The sequence below is a fragment of the Streptomyces sp. 1114.5 genome, from assembly GCF_003635085.1.
Taxonomy (GTDB): Bacteria; Actinomycetota; Actinomycetes; order Streptomycetales; family Streptomycetaceae; genus Kitasatospora.
In genome coordinates this window covers 4,569,735-4,587,395 of sequence record NZ_RBXE01000001.1, presented here as the reverse complement: position 1 = coordinate 4,587,395, position 17,661 = coordinate 4,569,735, and the positions used below count along the sequence as shown (strand labels likewise).

The 17,661-nt window shown below is 73.5% G+C and carries 16 protein-coding genes; 9 read left to right on the top strand and 7 right to left on the bottom strand.

Annotated elements, in window-relative coordinates; all coding sequences use genetic code 11:
• Positions 1-35 precede the first annotated feature (35 nt).
• From BX285_RS20365 to BX285_RS20355, 3 genes are all read right to left on the bottom strand, one after another.
• On the bottom strand, positions 36-515 hold the full coding sequence (locus tag BX285_RS20365) for a DUF6114 domain-containing protein (RefSeq protein WP_121177729.1): 480 nt from the start codon (positions 513-515) through the stop codon (positions 36-38).
• 80 nt (positions 516-595) lie between these two features.
• Entirely contained in the window at positions 596-1,255 is a 660-nt protein-coding gene (locus tag BX285_RS20360) for a DUF6230 family protein (RefSeq protein ID WP_097239283.1), read from the bottom strand.
• A gap of 140 nt (positions 1,256-1,395) precedes the next feature.
• Positions 1,396-2,220 carry a TetR/AcrR family transcriptional regulator gene (locus BX285_RS20355; protein ID WP_121176196.1) on the bottom strand — a complete coding sequence of 275 codons (825 nt, stop codon included), beginning with the start codon at positions 2,218-2,220 and terminating at the stop codon, positions 1,396-1,398.
• Between the two features lie 361 nt (positions 2,221-2,581).
• Here BX285_RS20355 and BX285_RS20350 point away from each other — a divergent pair, with 361 nt between their 5' ends.
• The 3 genes from BX285_RS20350 (at position 2,582) to BX285_RS20340 (ending at position 5,797) form a co-directional block, all read left to right on the top strand.
• Positions 2,582-3,250 (top strand): Tat pathway signal sequence domain protein, encoded by a 669-nt coding sequence (locus tag BX285_RS20350; RefSeq protein ID WP_097239282.1) that lies wholly within the window; start codon positions 2,582-2,584, stop codon positions 3,248-3,250.
• Between the two features lie 169 nt (positions 3,251-3,419).
• On the top strand, positions 3,420-4,310 hold the full coding sequence (locus tag BX285_RS20345; RefSeq protein WP_121176193.1) for a MoxR family ATPase: 891 nt from the start codon (positions 3,420-3,422) through the stop codon (positions 4,308-4,310).
• Positions 4,307-5,797, top strand: a complete 1,491-nt coding sequence (locus BX285_RS20340) for a VWA domain-containing protein (protein ID WP_097239280.1) — start codon at positions 4,307-4,309, stop codon at positions 5,795-5,797. The genes BX285_RS20345 and BX285_RS20340 overlap by 4 nt, the downstream gene beginning before the upstream one ends.
• A gap of 43 nt (positions 5,798-5,840) precedes the next feature.
• Here BX285_RS20340 and BX285_RS20335 read toward each other — a convergent pair whose 3' ends face one another.
• Both BX285_RS20335 and BX285_RS20330 read right to left on the bottom strand, forming a co-directional pair.
• On the bottom strand, positions 5,841-6,821 hold the full coding sequence (locus tag BX285_RS20335; protein WP_097239279.1) for an alpha/beta fold hydrolase: 981 nt from the start codon (positions 6,819-6,821) through the stop codon (positions 5,841-5,843).
• Between the two features lie 169 nt (positions 6,822-6,990).
• Complete coding sequence (locus tag BX285_RS20330; RefSeq protein ID WP_259470603.1) at positions 6,991-10,428, bottom strand: S8 family serine peptidase; 3,438 nt, start codon at positions 10,426-10,428, stop codon at positions 6,991-6,993.
• Between BX285_RS20330 and BX285_RS37430 the strand changes: the two genes are divergently transcribed.
• Positions 10,427-10,594, top strand: a complete 168-nt coding sequence (locus BX285_RS37430; RefSeq protein WP_179852629.1) for a hypothetical protein — start codon at positions 10,427-10,429, stop codon at positions 10,592-10,594. The genes BX285_RS20330 and BX285_RS37430 overlap by 2 nt on opposite strands.
• Positions 10,595-10,828: 234 nt before the next feature.
• On the opposite strand, the gene BX285_RS20325 is transcribed toward BX285_RS37430, so the two are convergent.
• Complete coding sequence (locus tag BX285_RS20325; protein ID WP_121176188.1) at positions 10,829-11,680, bottom strand: siderophore-interacting protein; 852 nt, start codon at positions 11,678-11,680, stop codon at positions 10,829-10,831.
• Between the two features lie 82 nt (positions 11,681-11,762).
• On the opposite strand from BX285_RS20325, the gene BX285_RS20320 reads away from it, so the two are divergent.
• The gene (locus BX285_RS20320; RefSeq protein ID WP_121176185.1) at positions 11,763-12,593 is read left to right on the top strand and encodes a TetR/AcrR family transcriptional regulator; all 831 of its coding nucleotides are present in this window, start codon (positions 11,763-11,765) and stop codon (positions 12,591-12,593) included.
• A gap of 269 nt (positions 12,594-12,862) precedes the next feature.
• Positions 12,863-14,644: a S8 family peptidase gene (locus BX285_RS20315; RefSeq protein WP_398900984.1), complete on the top strand. Its 1,782-nt coding sequence runs from the start codon at positions 12,863-12,865 to the stop codon at positions 14,642-14,644.
• A gap of 57 nt (positions 14,645-14,701) precedes the next feature.
• On the opposite strand, the gene BX285_RS20310 is transcribed toward BX285_RS20315, so the two are convergent.
• Positions 14,702-14,899 carry a hypothetical protein gene (locus BX285_RS20310; RefSeq protein ID WP_097239275.1) on the bottom strand — a complete coding sequence of 66 codons (198 nt, stop codon included), beginning with the start codon at positions 14,897-14,899 and terminating at the stop codon, positions 14,702-14,704.
• A gap of 150 nt (positions 14,900-15,049) precedes the next feature.
• Here BX285_RS20310 and BX285_RS20305 point away from each other — a divergent pair, with 150 nt between their 5' ends.
• The 3 genes from BX285_RS20305 (at position 15,050) to BX285_RS20295 (ending at position 17,394) form a co-directional block, all read left to right on the top strand.
• Positions 15,050-16,432, top strand: a complete 1,383-nt coding sequence (locus BX285_RS20305) for a D-alanyl-D-alanine carboxypeptidase family protein (protein WP_398900658.1) — start codon at positions 15,050-15,052, stop codon at positions 16,430-16,432.
• An 84-nt stretch (positions 16,433-16,516) separates the two neighbouring features.
• Positions 16,517-16,927, top strand: coding sequence for a PPOX class F420-dependent oxidoreductase (locus BX285_RS20300; protein WP_121176183.1), 411 nt, complete (start codon positions 16,517-16,519; stop codon positions 16,925-16,927).
• 68 nt (positions 16,928-16,995) lie between these two features.
• Complete coding sequence (locus tag BX285_RS20295; RefSeq protein ID WP_097239273.1) at positions 16,996-17,394, top strand: NTP pyrophosphohydrolase; 399 nt, start codon at positions 16,996-16,998, stop codon at positions 17,392-17,394.
• Positions 17,395-17,661 lie beyond the last annotated feature (267 nt).

The following is a 17,661-nucleotide window of genomic DNA, read 5'->3' as shown; positions in this document are numbered from 1 at the left end:
TGCTCTCCCGTCACCGGAACGCGGGGCGGAGCTCGTCAGGCGCCGGCGGTCCTGGCCGACCGCCGTTCCTCGCGGCGGTCCAGCCGCCGCTGCCGGCCCGGGCGCAGCGGCTGGTCGGGCACCCACCCGAAGGTGAGGCAGGCGCCGACCACCCCGAGCAGCATCCCGATCAGGAAGCCGCCCAGGTTGGAGGTGACCCAGCTGCCCAGCGAGGCCAGGACGGCGAGGATGGAGTAGAACAGCCGCTGCGCCGGGTTGAACAGGATCAGCAGGCCGCACAGCACCATCACCGCCGGTACCAGGTACCCGGCCAGCCCTTCCATCCCGATGTGCAGGATGACGGGCAGCGGGGCCTTCAGCGTGAACAGGATCTCGGCGCCGCCGAGCGCCACCAGCAGCCCGCCCCAGAACGGTCGCCGGCCCCGCCAGTCGCGCTTGGCCGGGCGGGCGGCGGGCCCGGTGGCGGGAGTCTGGGCGACGGCTCCGGGTGCGGCGGCCGTCCCCTGGGCCGCCACCTCCGCGGCCCCGGTCGAGGCCCCCGTCGCGCCGCTCCCGTCGGCTCCGGCCGCCGGCTCCGGTACGGACTCCGTCATGCTCAGCAGCCCGTGGAGCTGAAGCTCAGCCGCAGGTTGGGCAGTTTGAACCCGACGGCGGTGCTCGCGTAGTTGTGCTGGTTCACCTTCGTGATCTTGACGGTGTCGGCCTGCTGCCCGAAGACGCCCGGGTTGCCCTTGCCGACCGGTCCGGCCTTGGTGTACGTGCTGGCGTCGCCGCCGATCTCGATGTTGGTGAACTCCGCGGAGTCACCGGTCAGCAGATCGGAGTCGGTGGTGAGGTTGGTGGCGGTGACGGGGGTGCCGCGGTCGCCCGCGTGGATCACCAGGTTGACGCCGCCCAGGTCGACGCTCTGGCACAGGTTGGTGATCTCGGCGCTCCTGATCGCCGACACCGCGACCAGCACCTGGCCGCCGGTGGAGCCGGCGTTGGGGCTGTCCGGGATCATCGAGTCCAGGGCGCCGAACTGGGCGAAGCCGTCGCCCTTCAGTTCGTCGGCGGTGATGGTGAACGGCATGCCGGAGATGGAGAACTGGGCGGCGAGCACGCCCTGGGCGGTGAGCGCCATCAGGACGCCCCCGGCCGCGATGGCCGGGACGGCCATCAGGACGGTGCGCTTCAGCCGTACCCGGCCTCTTCTCGGCGCGGTCGGCGCCTGCTCGGTCTCGGCCGCCGCAGCGGCGTCCTCGGACATGGCCATGTGTGCTCCCTGTGGGTGGATTGGGTGTGCAGGCACTGGCACGTTGCCCTGGCGCGGACAGCGTCCCGCGGCCCGGCCGGGTCCTTCCGTCCCTCGGCAGCGGGGCGGATCCGGTCGGCACGCGGTGAGTAACTGGGAAGCTACTGCCCGGTATTGGCCGGGTCAATACGGGTGCACGAAGGATCTTCACCAATCCCCGAGCCGGCCCCCGAACCGCTCCCTGACCCGAGCTCCGGCCCGAGCTCCGGCCCGATTCCCGACCCGAGCCCCGACCCGAGCCGTGCGGCCGCCTCCGCCGGGCCGAGGAACGGTGCCAGGCAGAACAGGCTCAACACCGGTAGCAGGTCCGGTAGTTGCTCGGTCCGCCCGGAGTCGACCCAGCGGTGGAGCGCGCTGTAGACGCCGCCCACCACGGCGTCCACGAGTTCCTGCACCGCGACCCCGCCCGGGAGTTGGGGAACCTCGGCGAAGAACGCCCGGAACTTCCTGAGGAGTTGCTCGCGCTCCCGCCGCCCGGCCCGGCCGACCGCCTCCACCTCGATCACCGCCATGGTGGCGAACGCCGGTGTCCCGGCGAGGAGTTGCAGCAGCACGCCGAGCGATCTGCGGATTCCCAGGCACCAGTCGGATTCGGTCGCGAAGGCCGCCGACATCCGCCGGATCACCACCCCGGTGCCGTACCGGTGCGCGGCCAAGAAGGCGTCCTCCTTGCCGTCGAACAGCTCGTAGAAGACCGGCCTGGTCACCCCCGCCGCGCGGCAGATGTCGCTCACCGTCGCATGCTGGTAGCCGCGTTCGGCGACGGTCTGCACCAGCCCGTCCAGCAGCCGCTCGCGCTGGGTCGCGGCCACCACGCCCGCGGGCAGCCGGCGCGGGCCGGGCTTGATCGACCGGGCGGGATCGCGGCCGGTCCGCGCACCCGGCAGCAGGACCACGTCGGCACTCCGGAGGTAGTTCCGTTCCATCACCAACTCCTGTGTCCTGTATTGACATTGACGTAACGCCGGGTTTACAACACTGGCAGGTTTCCAACCGGTGGGCGAGCAGGCCCCCACCGGGCCGACCTCCAGGGGCTCCCACGCCCGGGCGAGCCGCCCGGACCACGGGACCACGGCGCATTTGCCGGCCCGCGGCGGTGGCAGCCGCCGCATCTCCGTACCGCACGAGCGGGCCCGTGGCGCCGGGCCCGTCCGTACCCGCGGCGCGCCCGTACCCGCGGCCCCGCCGGAGCCCCCGGTACGCCATGCACCTCCCCCGTCGTGCACACCACCACACCCGCACACGGGGATTCCCCCACCCGTCCCCCGGACGGAGAGAGGTACCCTCATGCGCATCCGCCGCACCCTCGCCACCGCCACCCTGGCCGCCCTCGCCCTCACCGGCGCGGCCGTGGCACCCGCCGAGGCCGCCTCCGCCGTACTGACCACCGGAAGCCCCAGCGGCCCGGCCGTCGCCGTCGGCGACGTCCTGACCGCCAACCTGGTCTCCGGCAGCTACGCGACCTTCTACAGCAGTGCCACCGGCACGAGCGGCATCAAGTGTGCCGCCTCCTCCTTCTCGGCGACGGTGACCGCCAACCCGGCCGCCCCGGGCAGCGCCGTCGAGCAGCTCAACACCCAGACCTTCGGCTCCTGCACCTCCAACGTCCTCGGCGTCACGGGCGTCAAGAGCATCACCGTCACCAACCTGCCGTACACCAACACGGTCAGCGACGGCCCGGGCAGCCCGGTCAAGCTCACCCCCGGCGCGGCCGGCACCATGGGGACCACTGTGGTGCTCAGCACCATCCTGGGCAGCGTCACCTGCAACTACCAGAACTCCACCGGGATCAACGGCACCACCTCCAACACCGGCAACACCATCGGCTTCTCGGCCCAGCCGTTCGCCCTGGCCTCCGGCCCGGGCCTGTGCTTCTCCACGGGCTACTTCAGCGCCACCTACGGCCCGGTCACCGACAGCTCCGTCGCCGGCAACCCGGTCCTCGTCGTCAACTGACGCACCCGGCCCACCGCAACGTCCGGTCCCAACGGCGTACGGCACCGGCACAACGCCGTACGCCGCTCCCCCGTGCCCACCGACGCCGCCGCCACCCCCGAGACACCGAAGTGACCGGCCGGTAGGGTGGCGCCGCACGGACACGGCGACGCGGAGACGGGGCAGGCGGATGACCAGCGGCAGCAACGGGAACGGCGACGGCACGGGCTTCTTCACCTCGGTCACGGACGCCGCCGAACGGCTCGCCGCCACCGGCTACCTCGCCTCCACCGCCGTGGCCACCACCGTCTTCCTCGCCGACCGGCTCGGCAAGCCGCTGCTCGTCGAGGGCCCCGCCGGCGTCGGCAAGACCGAACTCGCCAAGGCCCTGGCCGAGATCGGCCGCGCCCGGCTGGTCCGCCTCCAGTGCTACGAGGGCATCGACGAGGCCCGCGCGCTCTACGAGTGGAACCACGCCAAGCAGTTGCTGCGGATCACCGCCGGCCGCGACCAGGGCTGGGAGGAGGCCCGCACCGACATCTTCGGCGAGGAGTTCCTGCTCACCCGCCCGCTGCTCACCGCCATCCGCGGCGAGGAGCCGACGGTGCTGCTCATCGACGAGATGGACAAGGCCGACGTGGAGGTGGAGGCGCTGCTCCTGGAGGTGCTCAGCGACTTCCAGGTCACCGTCCCCGAACTCGGCACCATCACCGCGACCCGCCGGCCCCTCGTCCTGCTCACCTCCAACGCCACCCGCGAACTCTCCGAGGCCCTGCGCCGCCGCTGCCTCTTCCTCCATCTCGACTACCCGGAAGCCGAGTTGGAGCGCCGGATCGTCCGGCTCAAGGTGCCCGGCCTGGACGACGCCCTCGCCGAGTCGGTGGTCCGGATCGTCGGCGCGCTGCGCGCGATGGACCTGCGCAAGGCCCCGTCCGTCGCCGAGACCATCGACTGGGCCCGCACCCTGCTGGCCCTCGGCGCCGACACCCTGGACGAGGCGGTCGTCCGCGACACCCTCGGGGTGATCCTCAAGCACCAGGACGACGTCCGCAAGGCCGCCCACAGGCTGACCCTCGCATGACCGCCCGGGCCTCCGCCGACACCGCGGCCCCCAACGACACCCGCGCCCGCGCCGACACCGCGGCCCGCCTCACCGGTCTGGTCCGCGCCCTGCGCGGGCACGGCCTGCGGATCGGCCCGGCCGAGACGGTGGACGCCGCCGCCGTCCTGGACGTCCTCGGCTTCACCGACCGCGAACAGGTGCGGGCCGGCCTGGCCGCCGCCCTGCTGCGCTCCGACGGACAGCGGACCGTCTTCGACGCGACCTTCGACCTGTTCTTCCCGCTCGGCGTCGGCACCCCCGAAGCCGTCCGCGCCGACCCGCCGCCGGTCCCCGACGACCCCGAGCCACCGCGCTTCGGCCGCCCGGACCCGCTCCGCGACGACCTGCGCGACCGCCTCGCCGCCGCCCTCGCCGCCGACGACCGCGCCGCCCAGGCCCGGCTGGCCGGCGAGGTGGTGGAGGCCTTCGGCCGCTACGGCACGGGCAGCACGCCCGGCTCCGACGGCTGGTCCGCCCAGCAGGCGCTCGGCCGGCTCTCCCCGGAGACCCTGCTCGCCCGGATCCTGGCCACCCTGCGCGAACGTCCCGGCACCGCGGACGGCGCCGAGCGCGACCTCTTCGACCGCGACCTCTCCGACCGCGTCCTCGCCGACGAGATCCGCCGCCGCATCCGCGACTTCCGCGCCCTCGTCGCCGGCGAGGCCCGCCGCCGGGTCGCCGAACTGCGCGGCCCCGAGCGGATCGCCGAACGCGCCGTCGCCCCCACCCCCGACCGGATCGACTTCCTCTACGCCGGCCGCGACCAGCTCGCCGAACTGCGCCGCACCGTCCACCCGCTGGCGCGCAAGCTCGCCACCCGCCTGGCCGCCCGTCGCCGCCGCGCCGCCCGCGGGCAGATCGACCTGCGCCGCACCCTGCGCCGCTCGCTCACCACCGGCGGGGTCCCGCTGCGCCCGGCGTACCGGCTGCGCCGCCCCGCCAGGCCGGAGCTGGTGCTGCTGTGCGACGTCTCCGGCTCGGTGGCGGGGTTCGCCGACTTCACCATGCTGCTGGTCCAGGCGATGAGCGAACAGTTCAGCAAGGTCCGGGTGTTCGCCTTCGTCAACCGCACCGCCGAGGTCACCGACCTGCTCCGCCACGGCGACGACCCCGCCCGCCTGGCCGCCCGGATCCTCAGCGAGGCCAAGGTCATGGGCTACCACGGCAACAGCGACTACGGCTCCGCCCTGGGCGACTTCGCCGACCACCACCTGGACGCCGTCGGCCCCCGCACCTGTGTCCTGATCCTCGGCGACGCCCGCACCAACCACCGCGACCCCAACCTGGACGCCCTGCGCCGGATCGACGTCCGGGCCCGCCGGGTCTTCTGGCTCAACCCCGAACAGCCCGCGCTCTGGCCCACCGGCGACTCCGCCGCCCTCGCCTACGCCGGCGTCGTCGAGATGCACCCCTGCCGCAACGCCCACCGCCTCGGCGAGCTGATCACCCGCCTCCTGCCGGTGTAGCCCCCGGGCGGCCGGAGCGCCGGCCGCCCGAGGAACCCGGCTGTCAGTCCAGCGACTTCAGGAAGCCCAGCAGCGCCTCGTTGACCTCGGCCGGCCGCTCCTGCTGCGTCCAGTGCCCGGTGTCCGGCAGCCGGACGTGCCCGCGCAGCTTCGGCAGCCGGCCCAGCAGGTGGGTCAGCACCTCGGGCGGCACGATCGCGTTCACCAGGTCCTGCTCGCCCACGATGAACAGCGCCGGCACCTCGACCGTCAACCCGGTGAAGGCGGCGAGCAGTTCGGCGTTGCGGTCGAGGTTGCGGTACCAGTTCAGCCCACCGGTGAAGGCGCGCTCGCCGTGCCTGTCGTACTCGGCCGTGAAGGCGTCGAGGTCGGCGTCGGTGAGCCAGTCCGGCAGCCGCTCCGGCTCCGGGATGGTGTCCAGCAGCTTCCCGCCCGCGGGGACGATCCACGGCCGCGGCACACCGTCCGGCTGCTTGCCGGACAGGATCCGGCGCAGGCTGGACTTCACGTCGGCGGCCAGCTCGGCGTCGGCGCGGCCGGGCTCCTGGAAGTAGATCTGGTAGAAGCCCTCGCCGAAGGCCGCCCGGGCGGCCTGCAGCGGCGGCGGCCCGCCGACCGGCAGCGGTGGCACGCTCAGCCCGGCGACGCCGCGCACCAGGTCGGGGCGCAGCGCGGCGGTGGCCCAGGCGACCGGGGCGCCCCAGTCGTGGCCGATCACGACCGCCTGCTCCTCGCCCAGCGCGCGGATCAGCGCGGTCACGTCGCCGACCAGGTGCAGCAGGCTGTACGCGTCCACGTTCTCGGGCTGCTCGCTGCGGGCGTAGCCGCGCTGGTCGGGCGCCACCACCCGGTAGCCGGCCGCGGCCAGCGGCGCGAACTGGTGCCGCCAGGAGTACCAGCTCTCCGGGAAGCCGTGCAGCAGCAGGACCAGCGGCCCCTCCCCCTGCTCGGCGAGGTGCAGCCGCACCCCGTTCACCTCGATCTCGCTGTGCTTGATCGCCTCGTACGCCACGGAACTCCCCATTCGGTAAGGAACATCGGCAAGGAACACACGTCCGTATCCGTACGTGCCCAGCCGACCGGCCCCGGAACCCCGGGGCGCGCGGGCCGTCCGGCCCGTCCGGCCCGTGAAGCAGCCGAGGCCGCCCCGGGAATCCGGGACGGCCTCGGCCTCACAGCGTACTGACGGGTCGTCAGTTCACCGTGTAGCTGTACGGGATCGCCGCGAGCACCGAACCGGTGGTGCCCAGGACGTTGTTGGCGGTGGCCACCCCGGTCGGGCCGGACACCAGGTACAGCACGCCCTTGACCGTGCTGCCCTTCGGGCCGGTCGGGGTCAGCGTGACCTGCAGCGAGCCGGTGGCGCCGGGGGCGACGGTCACCGGGTTGGCGGCCTGGGCCGAGGCGTTCACCGAGGCGGCGTACGGGTCACCGGTGCTGGAGGCCAGCGCCGGGTCGAAGGCCTGGGTGTGGGCGGTCGCCGTGATGGTGGTGGTGCCGGTCGGGGCGCCACCGTTGCCGAACGGGCCGATCTGCTGGACGAAGGTGCTCCAGTTGCCCGGGACGATCGGCTGCTCGGCGGTGCCGTTGTCGGTCACCACCGAGACGGCGGAGCCGTTCTGGGCCTTCTTCAGGTCGCCGAACAGGTCCGGCGAGCCGGTGGTGCCGCTGATCTCGATCTGGGCCGGCGTCGAGGACGCCGCGACGGCCTTGAGCTGGTCGGTGCCCGGCGGCACCAGGAAGCCCGGCACCGAGGAGCTGAGGCTCAGCGGCAGGTTGAGCGTGGCCGAGGTGCCCTGCGGCACCAGCGGCACGTCCACCCGGCGGTCGAGGCGGCCGTCGGCCGCGATCTTCTGGGTGGCGACGGTGTTGTTGGTGTAGTTCACCTGGACGGTGACCGGCTTGCCGGCCGCCAGCTTGGTGTGCGCGTCGTTCGGCAGGCCGGCCGCGGTGGCCTGGTTCTGGTTGAACGCGACGGTGCCGGTGAAGTCCTGGGCGAGCTGCTGGCCGCTGACCGGGCCGAGCACGTTCAGGACGAACCGCCAGCGGCCGGCGGCCGGGTTGACGGTGGTGGCGGAGACGCCGGCCGCGGAGCCGGTCAGGTTGCCCTGGGCGTCGAACAGGCCGTTGCCCTCGATGTCGATCGGGGTGCCGTTCGGGCTGATCAGCGCGCCCTGCATGAGCAGGTTGGAGTCCTTGCCGACGGTGACGCCGACCCGCAGGTCCTTCTGGCCCTTCGGGACGTCGAAGCCGTAGGTGAAGCTCTGCGTCGGCGAGGCGCTGCGGCCGTTGCCACCGGTGATGGTGCCGGTGAAGGTGCCCTTGTCCTGGGTGACCGGGACGAGGCTGCGCAGCACGACCGGGACGCTGGTGGTGTTGCCGTTCGAGCTGGAGACGACGATCGCCTCGCTGGAGTCACCGCTGGTCGCCGGGGTGGTCAGCTGGACCTTGAGGGTCTTGGTCTGACCGGGCTGCAGCTCGGTGCTGCTCGGGCTGACGGCGCCCGCCGGCACCGCGCGCTGGGTGGCGGTGCCCAGCTGGACCGGGCCGGTGAAGCCCTTGCCCGCCGGGGTGTAGAGGACCGCGGTCCACTCGCCGGCCACCGGGTGCGGGACGTCGACCAGGCCGAAGTCGGCCGGGGTGGCGCCGCCCTGCGGACGGGTGTTGGTCTCGAAGCGGCCCGACGGGTCGAGCAGCGTCATGCGGACCACCGGGCCGTTGGTGACCGGGTTGGGCGCACCGTGCCAGGCGATCGAGGCCGCCAGGCGGTCGGCGCCGGCCGGCACCGTGAACTTGACCTGCTTCTGCACCCAGTCCGTGCCGTTGGTGGCGTACTTGAAGGTGTCCTTCGAGGACGCGTCCAGCTGGACGGTCTGCTGGTTGCTGGACTGCGGGGCGAAGTTGCGGGTCGCGGCGCTCACCGTCTGCGGCTCGTCACTGGTGTTGGTGACGGAGACGTCGGTGGTGTGGGTCGAGCCGGGGGCGCCGGCGATGTCGACCTGGCCGGTGTTGACCACGACGGTCCGGGCGCCCTCGGTGCCGTCGCCGTCGTCGTAGCCGCGGGCGGCCTCGACGGCGGCCCGGACGTTCAGCAGGCCCGCGCCCTGCTCCTCGGCCGGGACGCCGAGGTCGCTGGCGGTGCCGGTGAGGAACTTCTTCACCAACGCCGGGGTGGGCGAGTCGCCGCCGTGGGTGTCGCGGTAGGCCTGGATGACCAGGGCCGCGGCGCCGGTGACGAACGGGGCGGCCTGGCTGGTGCCGCCGAAGGGCTGGATCCCCGAGGGCTGGCCGTTGTAGCCGGTGCACTCGGTGTACTTGGTGACGTCGGGGGTGCACAGCGCCCAGTCCGACTCGCCCGGCGCGACCAGGTCGACCGTGCGGCCGGCTTGGGTGAAGCCGCCCGAGGACAGCGCGGAGATGCGGCTGTTGTTCCAGGTCTTGTTGGAGAACTGGGAGGCCGCGTAACCGGTCTGCTGGTAGTTCTGGTTGTCGGTGGAGGCGCCGACCGAGATCACGTACGGGTCGGTCGACGGCGTGCCGATGGTGCCGCTGATGCCGGCGTCGCCGGAGGAGACGGCAACGGTGACACCGGCCTTGACGGCCTGCTCGTTGAAGAGCGAGATGGTGTCGTGCGCGCCGCTGTCCGGAGTGACGTTGCCGCCGAAGGACTCGTTCAGGACGTCCACGTGGGCGACCCGCACCGCGTAGTCGATCGACTGCAGGATCGACGAGTTGGACATCAGCTCGCCGCCGGCCTTCAGGGCGACCAGGTCGGCGTCCGGGGCGAGGCCGCGGATGCGGATGTTGCAGCCGGCCGGGAGCGGGTGCGAGGCGTTGACGAACTTCGAGACGTCGTAGGTCTGGCGGCCCTGGGCGATGACCGCCGAGGCGTCGCCGAAGGCCTCGGCCGCGCCGGTCGGCGCGTCCCAGCCGTCGCCTGCGAAGTCCTTGTAGTCGACCACGGCGTGCGAGCCGTCGGCCCGGATGAAGTCCGGGTTGTTGGGGTCGAGGCCGTCCGCGATGTAGGCGACCTTGACGCCCTTGCCGGTCGCCAGGTTCTCCACGCCGGGGTTGCCGTTGCCGGTGTAGGCCCGGACCGAGTACAGGCCCTCCGGCTCCAGCAGGGGCTTGCTCGGGTCGGAGGGGCAGACCGTGTTGGTCGCGTTCTCCTCGGCGCCCTGGCCGTTGCTGCCCGTAACGGCCTGCGCGGTGGCGGCCTTGGGCGCCTTCGCGCCGGAGGCGGCCGCGGTGTCGGCGGCGTCCTTGGCGGTCTTGGCCTTGCCGGCCGGGGCGACCTGGACCTGGGTGTCGGCCACCACGGAGGAGACGGCCGGGTCGGCCTGCAGCTGGGCGCGCAGGGCGGGGCTGACCGTGGCCGAGAAGGCGTTGCCGACCACGAAGCTCTTGATGTTGGTGCCGCCACCGGCCTTGACCTTGTTCAGCAGCGGCGCCTGGGAGTCGGCGGTCTTCTGCTGGCGGGCGCCCAGGTGGCCGTGGTCGGCCGGGGCGTCCGCTATCTGGTCCTTCAGGATCACGATCACCGGCACCGGGGTCCCGTCCGCGGACGCCTGGGCGTTCTGCGGGTCCGGGGTCGGGGCTGCATTGGCGCCGGTCCCGAAGCTCAGGACCATGGACGCGGCGGTGACCGTGACGGCAGCTGCTAGCTGGGTTTTCCGCCAGCCGATCATGGACATCCTTTCGTCTGATGAATGGCTGACGCAATCCAACGCACCTGAACGCGATCACGACAAGGGGGTAAATCCCCATCAGAAAGTAAAGTTGACCATCACTCAGTAAAATTCACGGCGGAAATCGGACCGAATCCACATCTTTCAGCCGATCGGCCCTGCGCCACCCCGACCGCCCCCGCGCCGGCGATTCCGGTGGCGAACTCCGGACACTGGCGAAAACCCGCCACCGGTCGGCCGCTTTGTCGACACCACGACATTCCCTTCCCGCGTCGTCTCCGTCGGAAACGAGGTCCCGCGCCAGAAACGGGGCCCGCACGGGAAACGAGGCCCCGCGCCGGGTTCAGTACCCGGCCAGCCGCTCCTGAACGTCCGCCAGGTCCTCGGCGGTCGGCGCATCGTCCTGGGTCAGCCGGTGACGCCAGTACCCGGTGAAGTCGACGGAAGGCTTCGGCACCCCACGCTCCTCGACCAGGTGGCGGCGCAGCGCCCGGACCGCGCCGGCCTCCCCGGCCAGCCAGGCGAACGGCGTGCCGGCCGGCAGCTCGGCGGCCCGCACCGCCCCGACCAGCGCCGCCCCGGGGGCGGCGCCGTCCCGGTGCAGCCAGTGCACGGCGAGCTCGGCGCGGCTCTCCAGCGGCTGCCGCTCCGCCTCGTCCGCGACCTCGACGTACGCGAGCGCCCGCACCCCGGCGGGCAGCGCCCCGACCAGCGTGGCGAGCGCGGGCAGCGCCGTCTCGTCCCCGGCCAGCAGCACCCAGTCGGCCGCCGCGGCGGCCTCGGCGAACGGGACGGGCGGGGCGTACAGCGCCGAGGGGCCGACCATCCCGAGCCGGTCCCCCGGTGCGGCGCGCAGCGCCCAGGTGGCGGCCGGCCCGGTGTCGCCGTGCAGCACGAAGTCGATCTCGACCAGCCGGGTGCCGGGGCGCCGGCGGCGCAGGGTGAAGCTGCGCATCAGGGGCCGCTCGGCTTCGGGGATCGCCAGGTAGGCCCGGTACCAGCCCATCGGGTCGTCCTGCACCGCGGGCAGCACCGGCTCGGCCTGCCCGGGGCGCGGGAAGCAGAGCTTGAGCTGCTGGTCGGGCGCGCTGCCGACGGTGTCGGCCAGTGCCTCGGCCGCGAAGGTGATCCGGGCGGTGCGCGGAGTGATCCGGCGCGTCTCCACGACCTCGACGAAGGTGACGGGCAGTGTCATCGCGAAACCCCTTCGATTGGTAACCTTACGGCATAAAGAGTTGCCGTGGGGGCGATACTTTACGCCATAAGGAGATGCCGGGATGACCGTCTACGCCGGACAGGGCGACGCCCGCCGCTCGCTCGCCCTGCTGTGGGGCGCACCCGAGGAACCGCGCACCGGGCGCAGTGGCCCCAAACCGGGCCTGAGTGTGGACGCGATCGTCTCCGCCGGAATCGCGGTGGCCGACAGCGAGGGCATGGACGCGCTGTCGATGCGGGCCGTGGGCGAACGACTCGGCCGCACCGCCATGGCGCTCTACACGTACGTCCCGGGCAAGGCCGAGCTGCTCGACCTGATGCACGACCGCGCCCTCGCCGAACTCGCCGAACTCGCCGAACCACCCGTCGAATCGCCTGTCGGACCGCCCGCGGAACCGCCCGCCGGACCGGTCGCGCCCGAGGAGTGGCGGGCGGCCGTCACCGCCTGGGCCGAGGCCCTGTACGCCTGCTACCTGCGCCACCCCTGGGTGCTCCGGATCTCGCAGGCCCGCCCCGTCCTCGGCCCGGCCGAACTCGCCGCGATGGAGACCCTGTTGCGCGCCCTGAAGCCCGCCGGGCTGGACCCGCAGCGGCTGCGCGGCGCGGTCACCGCGCTCTGGCAGTTCGTCCGCGGCCTGGCCGCCACCGCCGCCGAGACCCGCGCCGCGGCCGCCGCCACCGGCGTCTCCGACGAGGACTGGTGGATCGCCCGATCCACCCGACTGGCCGAGCTGGCACCGGACTTCGCGTCGCGCTTCCCGCTGCTCACCGGCCTGCAGGGCGCCACCGGCGGCGCCCCCGAGGCCGGCCGGCGGGAGGCGTTCCGCACCGGCCTCGCCGTCCTGCTCGACGGCGTGGCGGCGACGGCGGCCGCTCCGCCCGCCTCCGCCTGACCGGCGGCTGAGCCTGACGCGCGTCAGTCGGACCGGCGGGCCTTCCGGCGGCGCAGCGCGAGAGTGGGCCGGGGCGCGCGGAAACGAAACTGTAATGCTTGCGTGAAAAGTCGTCAGGCGTAAAGCCTTCCCCAAGCCCCGGTCTATCTGGCATGTTTCCTTCAATTCCCGTGCGATCCCCGCGCTCCCCCTCTCGCACGGACCGAATCGGAGGACACGTGTCACCCCTGATATCCCGGCGGCTCGGCCGCCCGGCCGCGGCGCTCGCCGTGCTCTCGGCCATGGCGCTCGCCATCCCCACGGCGTCGGCGACCGCCGCTCCCACGACCACCACCCCCACCGTCCCCGGCGGCGTCTCGGCGCCCGCCGCCCCGGCGGCTGCCGCTCCGGCCGCGGGCAGCGCGGCCGGGTGGACGGCCGGCACCCGGGCCTACCTGGTGATCAGCGCCCCCGCCGACGTCGCCGCCGCCAAGGCCGCCGTGGCCGCGAAGGGCGGTACGGTCTTCGCCAGTTACGACGCGATCGGTGTCGTCGTCGCCCACTCGACCGCCACCGGGTTCGCCGCCGCGCTGCGGACCGTCGCCGGCATCCAGCAGGTGGGGGCGACCCGCACCTCCGACGTGCCGGCCGACGCCTACAGCCCGGCCCTGCCGGCCAATCCCGCGCAGGCGGCCACCACGCTCACCGAGTCCAACCGCTGGGACATGACCCAGATCAAGGCCGACCAGGCCTGGAACGTGACCACCGGCTCCCCGTCCGTCAAGGTCGGCGTGCTCGACACCGGCGTGGACGACCAGCACCAGGACCTCGCGCCGAACTTCGACGCCGCCGACTCGGTCTCCTGCGCGTACGGCAAGCCCGACACCCGCAGCGGCGCCTGGCGCGACGTGGACACCCACGGCACCCACGTCGCCGGCACCATAGCGGCCGCGAAGAACGGCAAGGGCGTCATCGGCGTCGCGCCGGGCGTGAAGATCGCCTCGGTCCGGATCGCCGAGCCGACCAGCACCCTCTTCTACCCCGAGAACACGGTCTGCGGCTTCGTCTGGGCCGGCGACCACGGCTTCAAGGTCACCAACAACAGCTACTACACCGACCCCTGGCAGTTCAACTGCCCGGACGACCTCGACCAGGCGGCCATCATCGAGGGCGTCAAGCGCGCCCAGGAGTACGCCGAGGGCAAGGGCTCGCTGCAGGTCGCCGCGGCCGGCAACGCCGACTACGACCTGGCGAACAAGACCACCGACACCGAGAGCCCGGACGACTCCACCAAGGTCACCCGGACCATCGGCAACGCCTGCCTCGACATCCCCACCGAACTGCCCGGCGTGGTGACCGTCGCCGCCACGGGCAGCGGCAGCGGCAAGGCCTCCTACTCCAACTTCGGCCGGGGCGTCATCGACGTCGCGGCGCCCGGCGGCGACGGCGCGACCGGCGTCTACTCGACCCTGCCCGGCGGCAAGTACGGGACCAAGAGCGGCACTTCGATGGCCTCCCCGCACGTCACCGGGGTGGCCGCGCTGATCGCGAGCACCGACCCGACGCTCACCCCGGCCGACATCCGGGCCCGCCTGGCGGCCCAGGCCAACGACCTGGCCTGCCCCGCCTCGGACAGCCGCTGCACCGGCACCACCGCCGTCAACTCCTTCTTCGGCGAGGGCCAGGTCGACGCGCTGAAGGCGGTCGGCGGCGCCACCCCGCCCACCGGGAAGTACTTCGAGAACCTCACCGACGTGGCGATCCCCGACAACACCACGGTGGAGAGCCCGATCACCGTCACCGGCGTCACCGGCAACGCGCCCACGACGCTCAAGGTCGGCGTGGACATCAAGCACACCTACCGCGGTGACCTGGTCCTCTCCCTCGTCGCCCCCGACGGCACGGTCTACCTCCTGGAGGACTTTCCGAACAACGACAGCACCGACAACGTCGCCAAGACCTACACCGTCAACGCCGGCGCGAGCGCGGCCAACGGCACCTGGAAGCTCCGGGTGAAGGACGGTGCCTCCGGCGACACCGGCACGATCGACGCCTGGAACCTCACCTTCTGACCCCGCCGCACCACCCCGCCGCACCACTCCGTCGATCCCCGCCGTCGATCCCCGCCGTCAGCCCCGCCGGGCGGCGGGGATCGCCAGCAGGACGCCGAGCACCAGCAGGGTGGCGTACCCGACGGTCTCGTGGCCGTCCGGCACCAGGAGACGGACGAAGCCGAACAGCCGGAAGCCCCCGAGCCAACCGGAGAGCAGGCCGGAGGCGCCGCCGAGGATCAGGACGAAACCGAGGTAGCCGAGCAGCGTCTTCATACCCCCGAGCCTAGGAATCCGCCACCGCCCGGACATCCGACTTTCGGCGCGACCGGGCACCACCAAAGTCGTGCCCGAGGACGAGCCCCCGCGGCACCGGACGGAGTAGCAGGCACGGCGGCCCGGCGGCCGCCCGGGTACGTTCGCCGTGTGCCTCCCAAGCGCGTGCAGCAGAAGTCCCCGTACGTCACCAGGGCCGCGGCCGGCGCCGCCGCCACGGCGCTGGTGCTCGCCGTCGGCACCCCGATCGCCCTCGCGGCCCTCGAACAGGACGCCGCCGGCCCGGTCGGCGGGGAGCGGCTGGCCCGCCCGGACGTCCAGGTCGCGCCCCTGCCCGGGGCCCCCGCCCTGCCCTCCGCACTGTCCGGCCGCTCCTGGCTGGTCGCCGACGCCACCACCGGCGAGGTGCTCGCCGCCCGCAACGCCCATCTGCAACTGCCCCCGGCCAGCACCCTGAAGATGCTGTTCGCGGACACCGTCATGCCCAAGTTCGACCGCTCGCTGGAGCACCAGGTCACCCCGGCCGAGCTCGCCAACCTCGGCGCGGGCAGCAGCCTGGTCGGCGTCAAGGAGAACCTGCCGTACCGGGTCGAGGACCTGTGGCGGGGCGTCTTCCTCAGCTCCGGCAACGACGCCGTCCACGTCCTCGCCCACATGAACGGCGGCATCGCCCAGACCGTCGCCGAGATGCAGGCCCGCGCCGGCACCTTGCAGGCCAAGGACACCAAGGTCGTCTCCCCCGACGGCTACGACATGGACGGCCAGGTCTCCTCCGCCTACGACCTCACGCTGTTCGCCCGCGCCGGGCTGCGCAACGCCGACTTCCGCTCCTACTGCGCCACCCGCACCGCGCGCTTCCCCGGCGGGCTGGACCAGCTCACCGGTCAGCGCACCAGCTTCGACATCGCCAACACCGACCGGCTGCTCGGCAAGTACCCGGGCCTGATCGGCGTCAAGAACGGCTACACCACCAACGCGGGCGCCACCTTCACCGGCGCCGCCGAACGCGACGGCCGCACCCTGCTGGTGACGGTGATGCACCCCGAGGCGCAGGGCAAGGTCTACGACGAGGCCGCCAGCCTGCTCGACTGGGGCTTCGCGGCGGCCGGAAAGGTCCAGCCGGTCGGGCAGCTGGTCGAGGACACCGCCCCGCCGGCCTCCGCCGCGGCGTCCTCCTCGGCCTCCGCGAAGGCCTCTTCGGCCCCGGAGGCGGCAGCCGCCTCCCAGCTTCCCCCGTGGGGCCGGCCGCCCGTCGCCAGTGGTGACACCCCGGGCCTCGCCCCGGCCCTCTGGACGGGCGCCGTCCTGGCCACCGCACTCGCCGCCTGGGCCACCGCCCACGCCGGCGCCCGCCGCCGGGCCGCCGCCGCACCCGCCGTGACCGTCTCCGCCCCCCAGCGTGGCGGTGCGCGCGCCGCGGGCGGCTCCAGCGGCGTCGGCGGCCGCAGCCACCGCCGCCTCGCCCGCCGCGCCCGCGCCCTGGTCCACTCGGCCCGCTCGACCCGCTCCGTACGCACCCGTCAGCACCGCTGACCGGAGCCGGCCGCCGTGGACTCCGGCTGCCCGGGCCGTTTCCGGTGACGTCCGTACCACCGTGAGACCCCTAGAATTCCGCCCATGACCACGCCCGACCCCTCCGCCGCCGACCGGCTCGCCCGGATCGTCCGGCTCTCCTCCGGGAGCTACCTGCTCGTCACCACGTACAAGAAGGACGGCACCGCCGTGCCGACCCCGGTATGGGTGGTCCGGGACGGGGAGGCGCTCGGCATCTGGACCGTCACGGACTCCTGGAAGGTCAAGCGGATCCGCAACCGGGCCGAGGTGCTGGTCGGCCCGTGCCACGTCAAGGGCCGCCCGACCGGCGAGCAGTACCCGGCGACGGCCGAGATCCTCGGCCCCGAGCGCACCGCCGCCTACCGCACGCTGCTGCGCCAGAAGTACGGCCTGATGGGCGTGCTGACGCTGCTCGGCAGCCGGCTGCGGCGCGGCGAGCGCGGCACCGTCGGGATCCGCATCACGCTCAGCTGAGGCCGACGGACGCGGCTGCCCGTCGCCGGTACGGCTCGGGGCGGCCCGGGGTGGCACGCTTGGCGGTCATGGGAGAGAACGAGGCCGTCCCGCCCCTGCTGGTGGTGGACGGTGCGAACGTGGTCGGCTCGGTGCCGGACGGCTGGTGGCGGGACCGGCGGGGCGCCGCCGAGCGGCTGCGGGACGCGCTGGTCGCCGTCGCCGCCCGGGGCGTGCCGGACCACCCGGGCCCGCTGGAGGTGGTCCTGGTGGTGGAGGGCGCGGCCCGGGGCGTCGCCGGGCTGCCCGAGGTGCGGGTGGTCGAGGCGAGCGGCAGCGGGGACGACCGGATCGTGGAGCTGGTCCGGGCCGCCCGCGCCGACGACCCGGAGCGGGCCTGCCTGGTGGTCACCGCCGACCGCGAACTGCGCGGCCGGGTCGGCGCGTTGGGCGCCGCCGTCACGGGCCCGCGGAGCGTCCGGCGCTGAACCGGGACCGACCGCCCGTCGCGGCCGGCGGCTCGTCGCGGCCGTCCATCCCGGCGCGTGCCGTCACCGCGCCGCCGTCGCGACGATCCTGCGCTTCTTCGTCCGCTGCATGGTTCCCCCATGTCTGTTCACGCGTCCATGTGTTGCTGCCCCCGTGCCGCTCTTCGACACAGAAAGCACACGAAGCGATCGTAGGCGGCGAACCGACGGCACGGGGCGCCGCCCGCGGGATCTCCGACCTCAGGAGGACGTCGGAACGTACGGGAA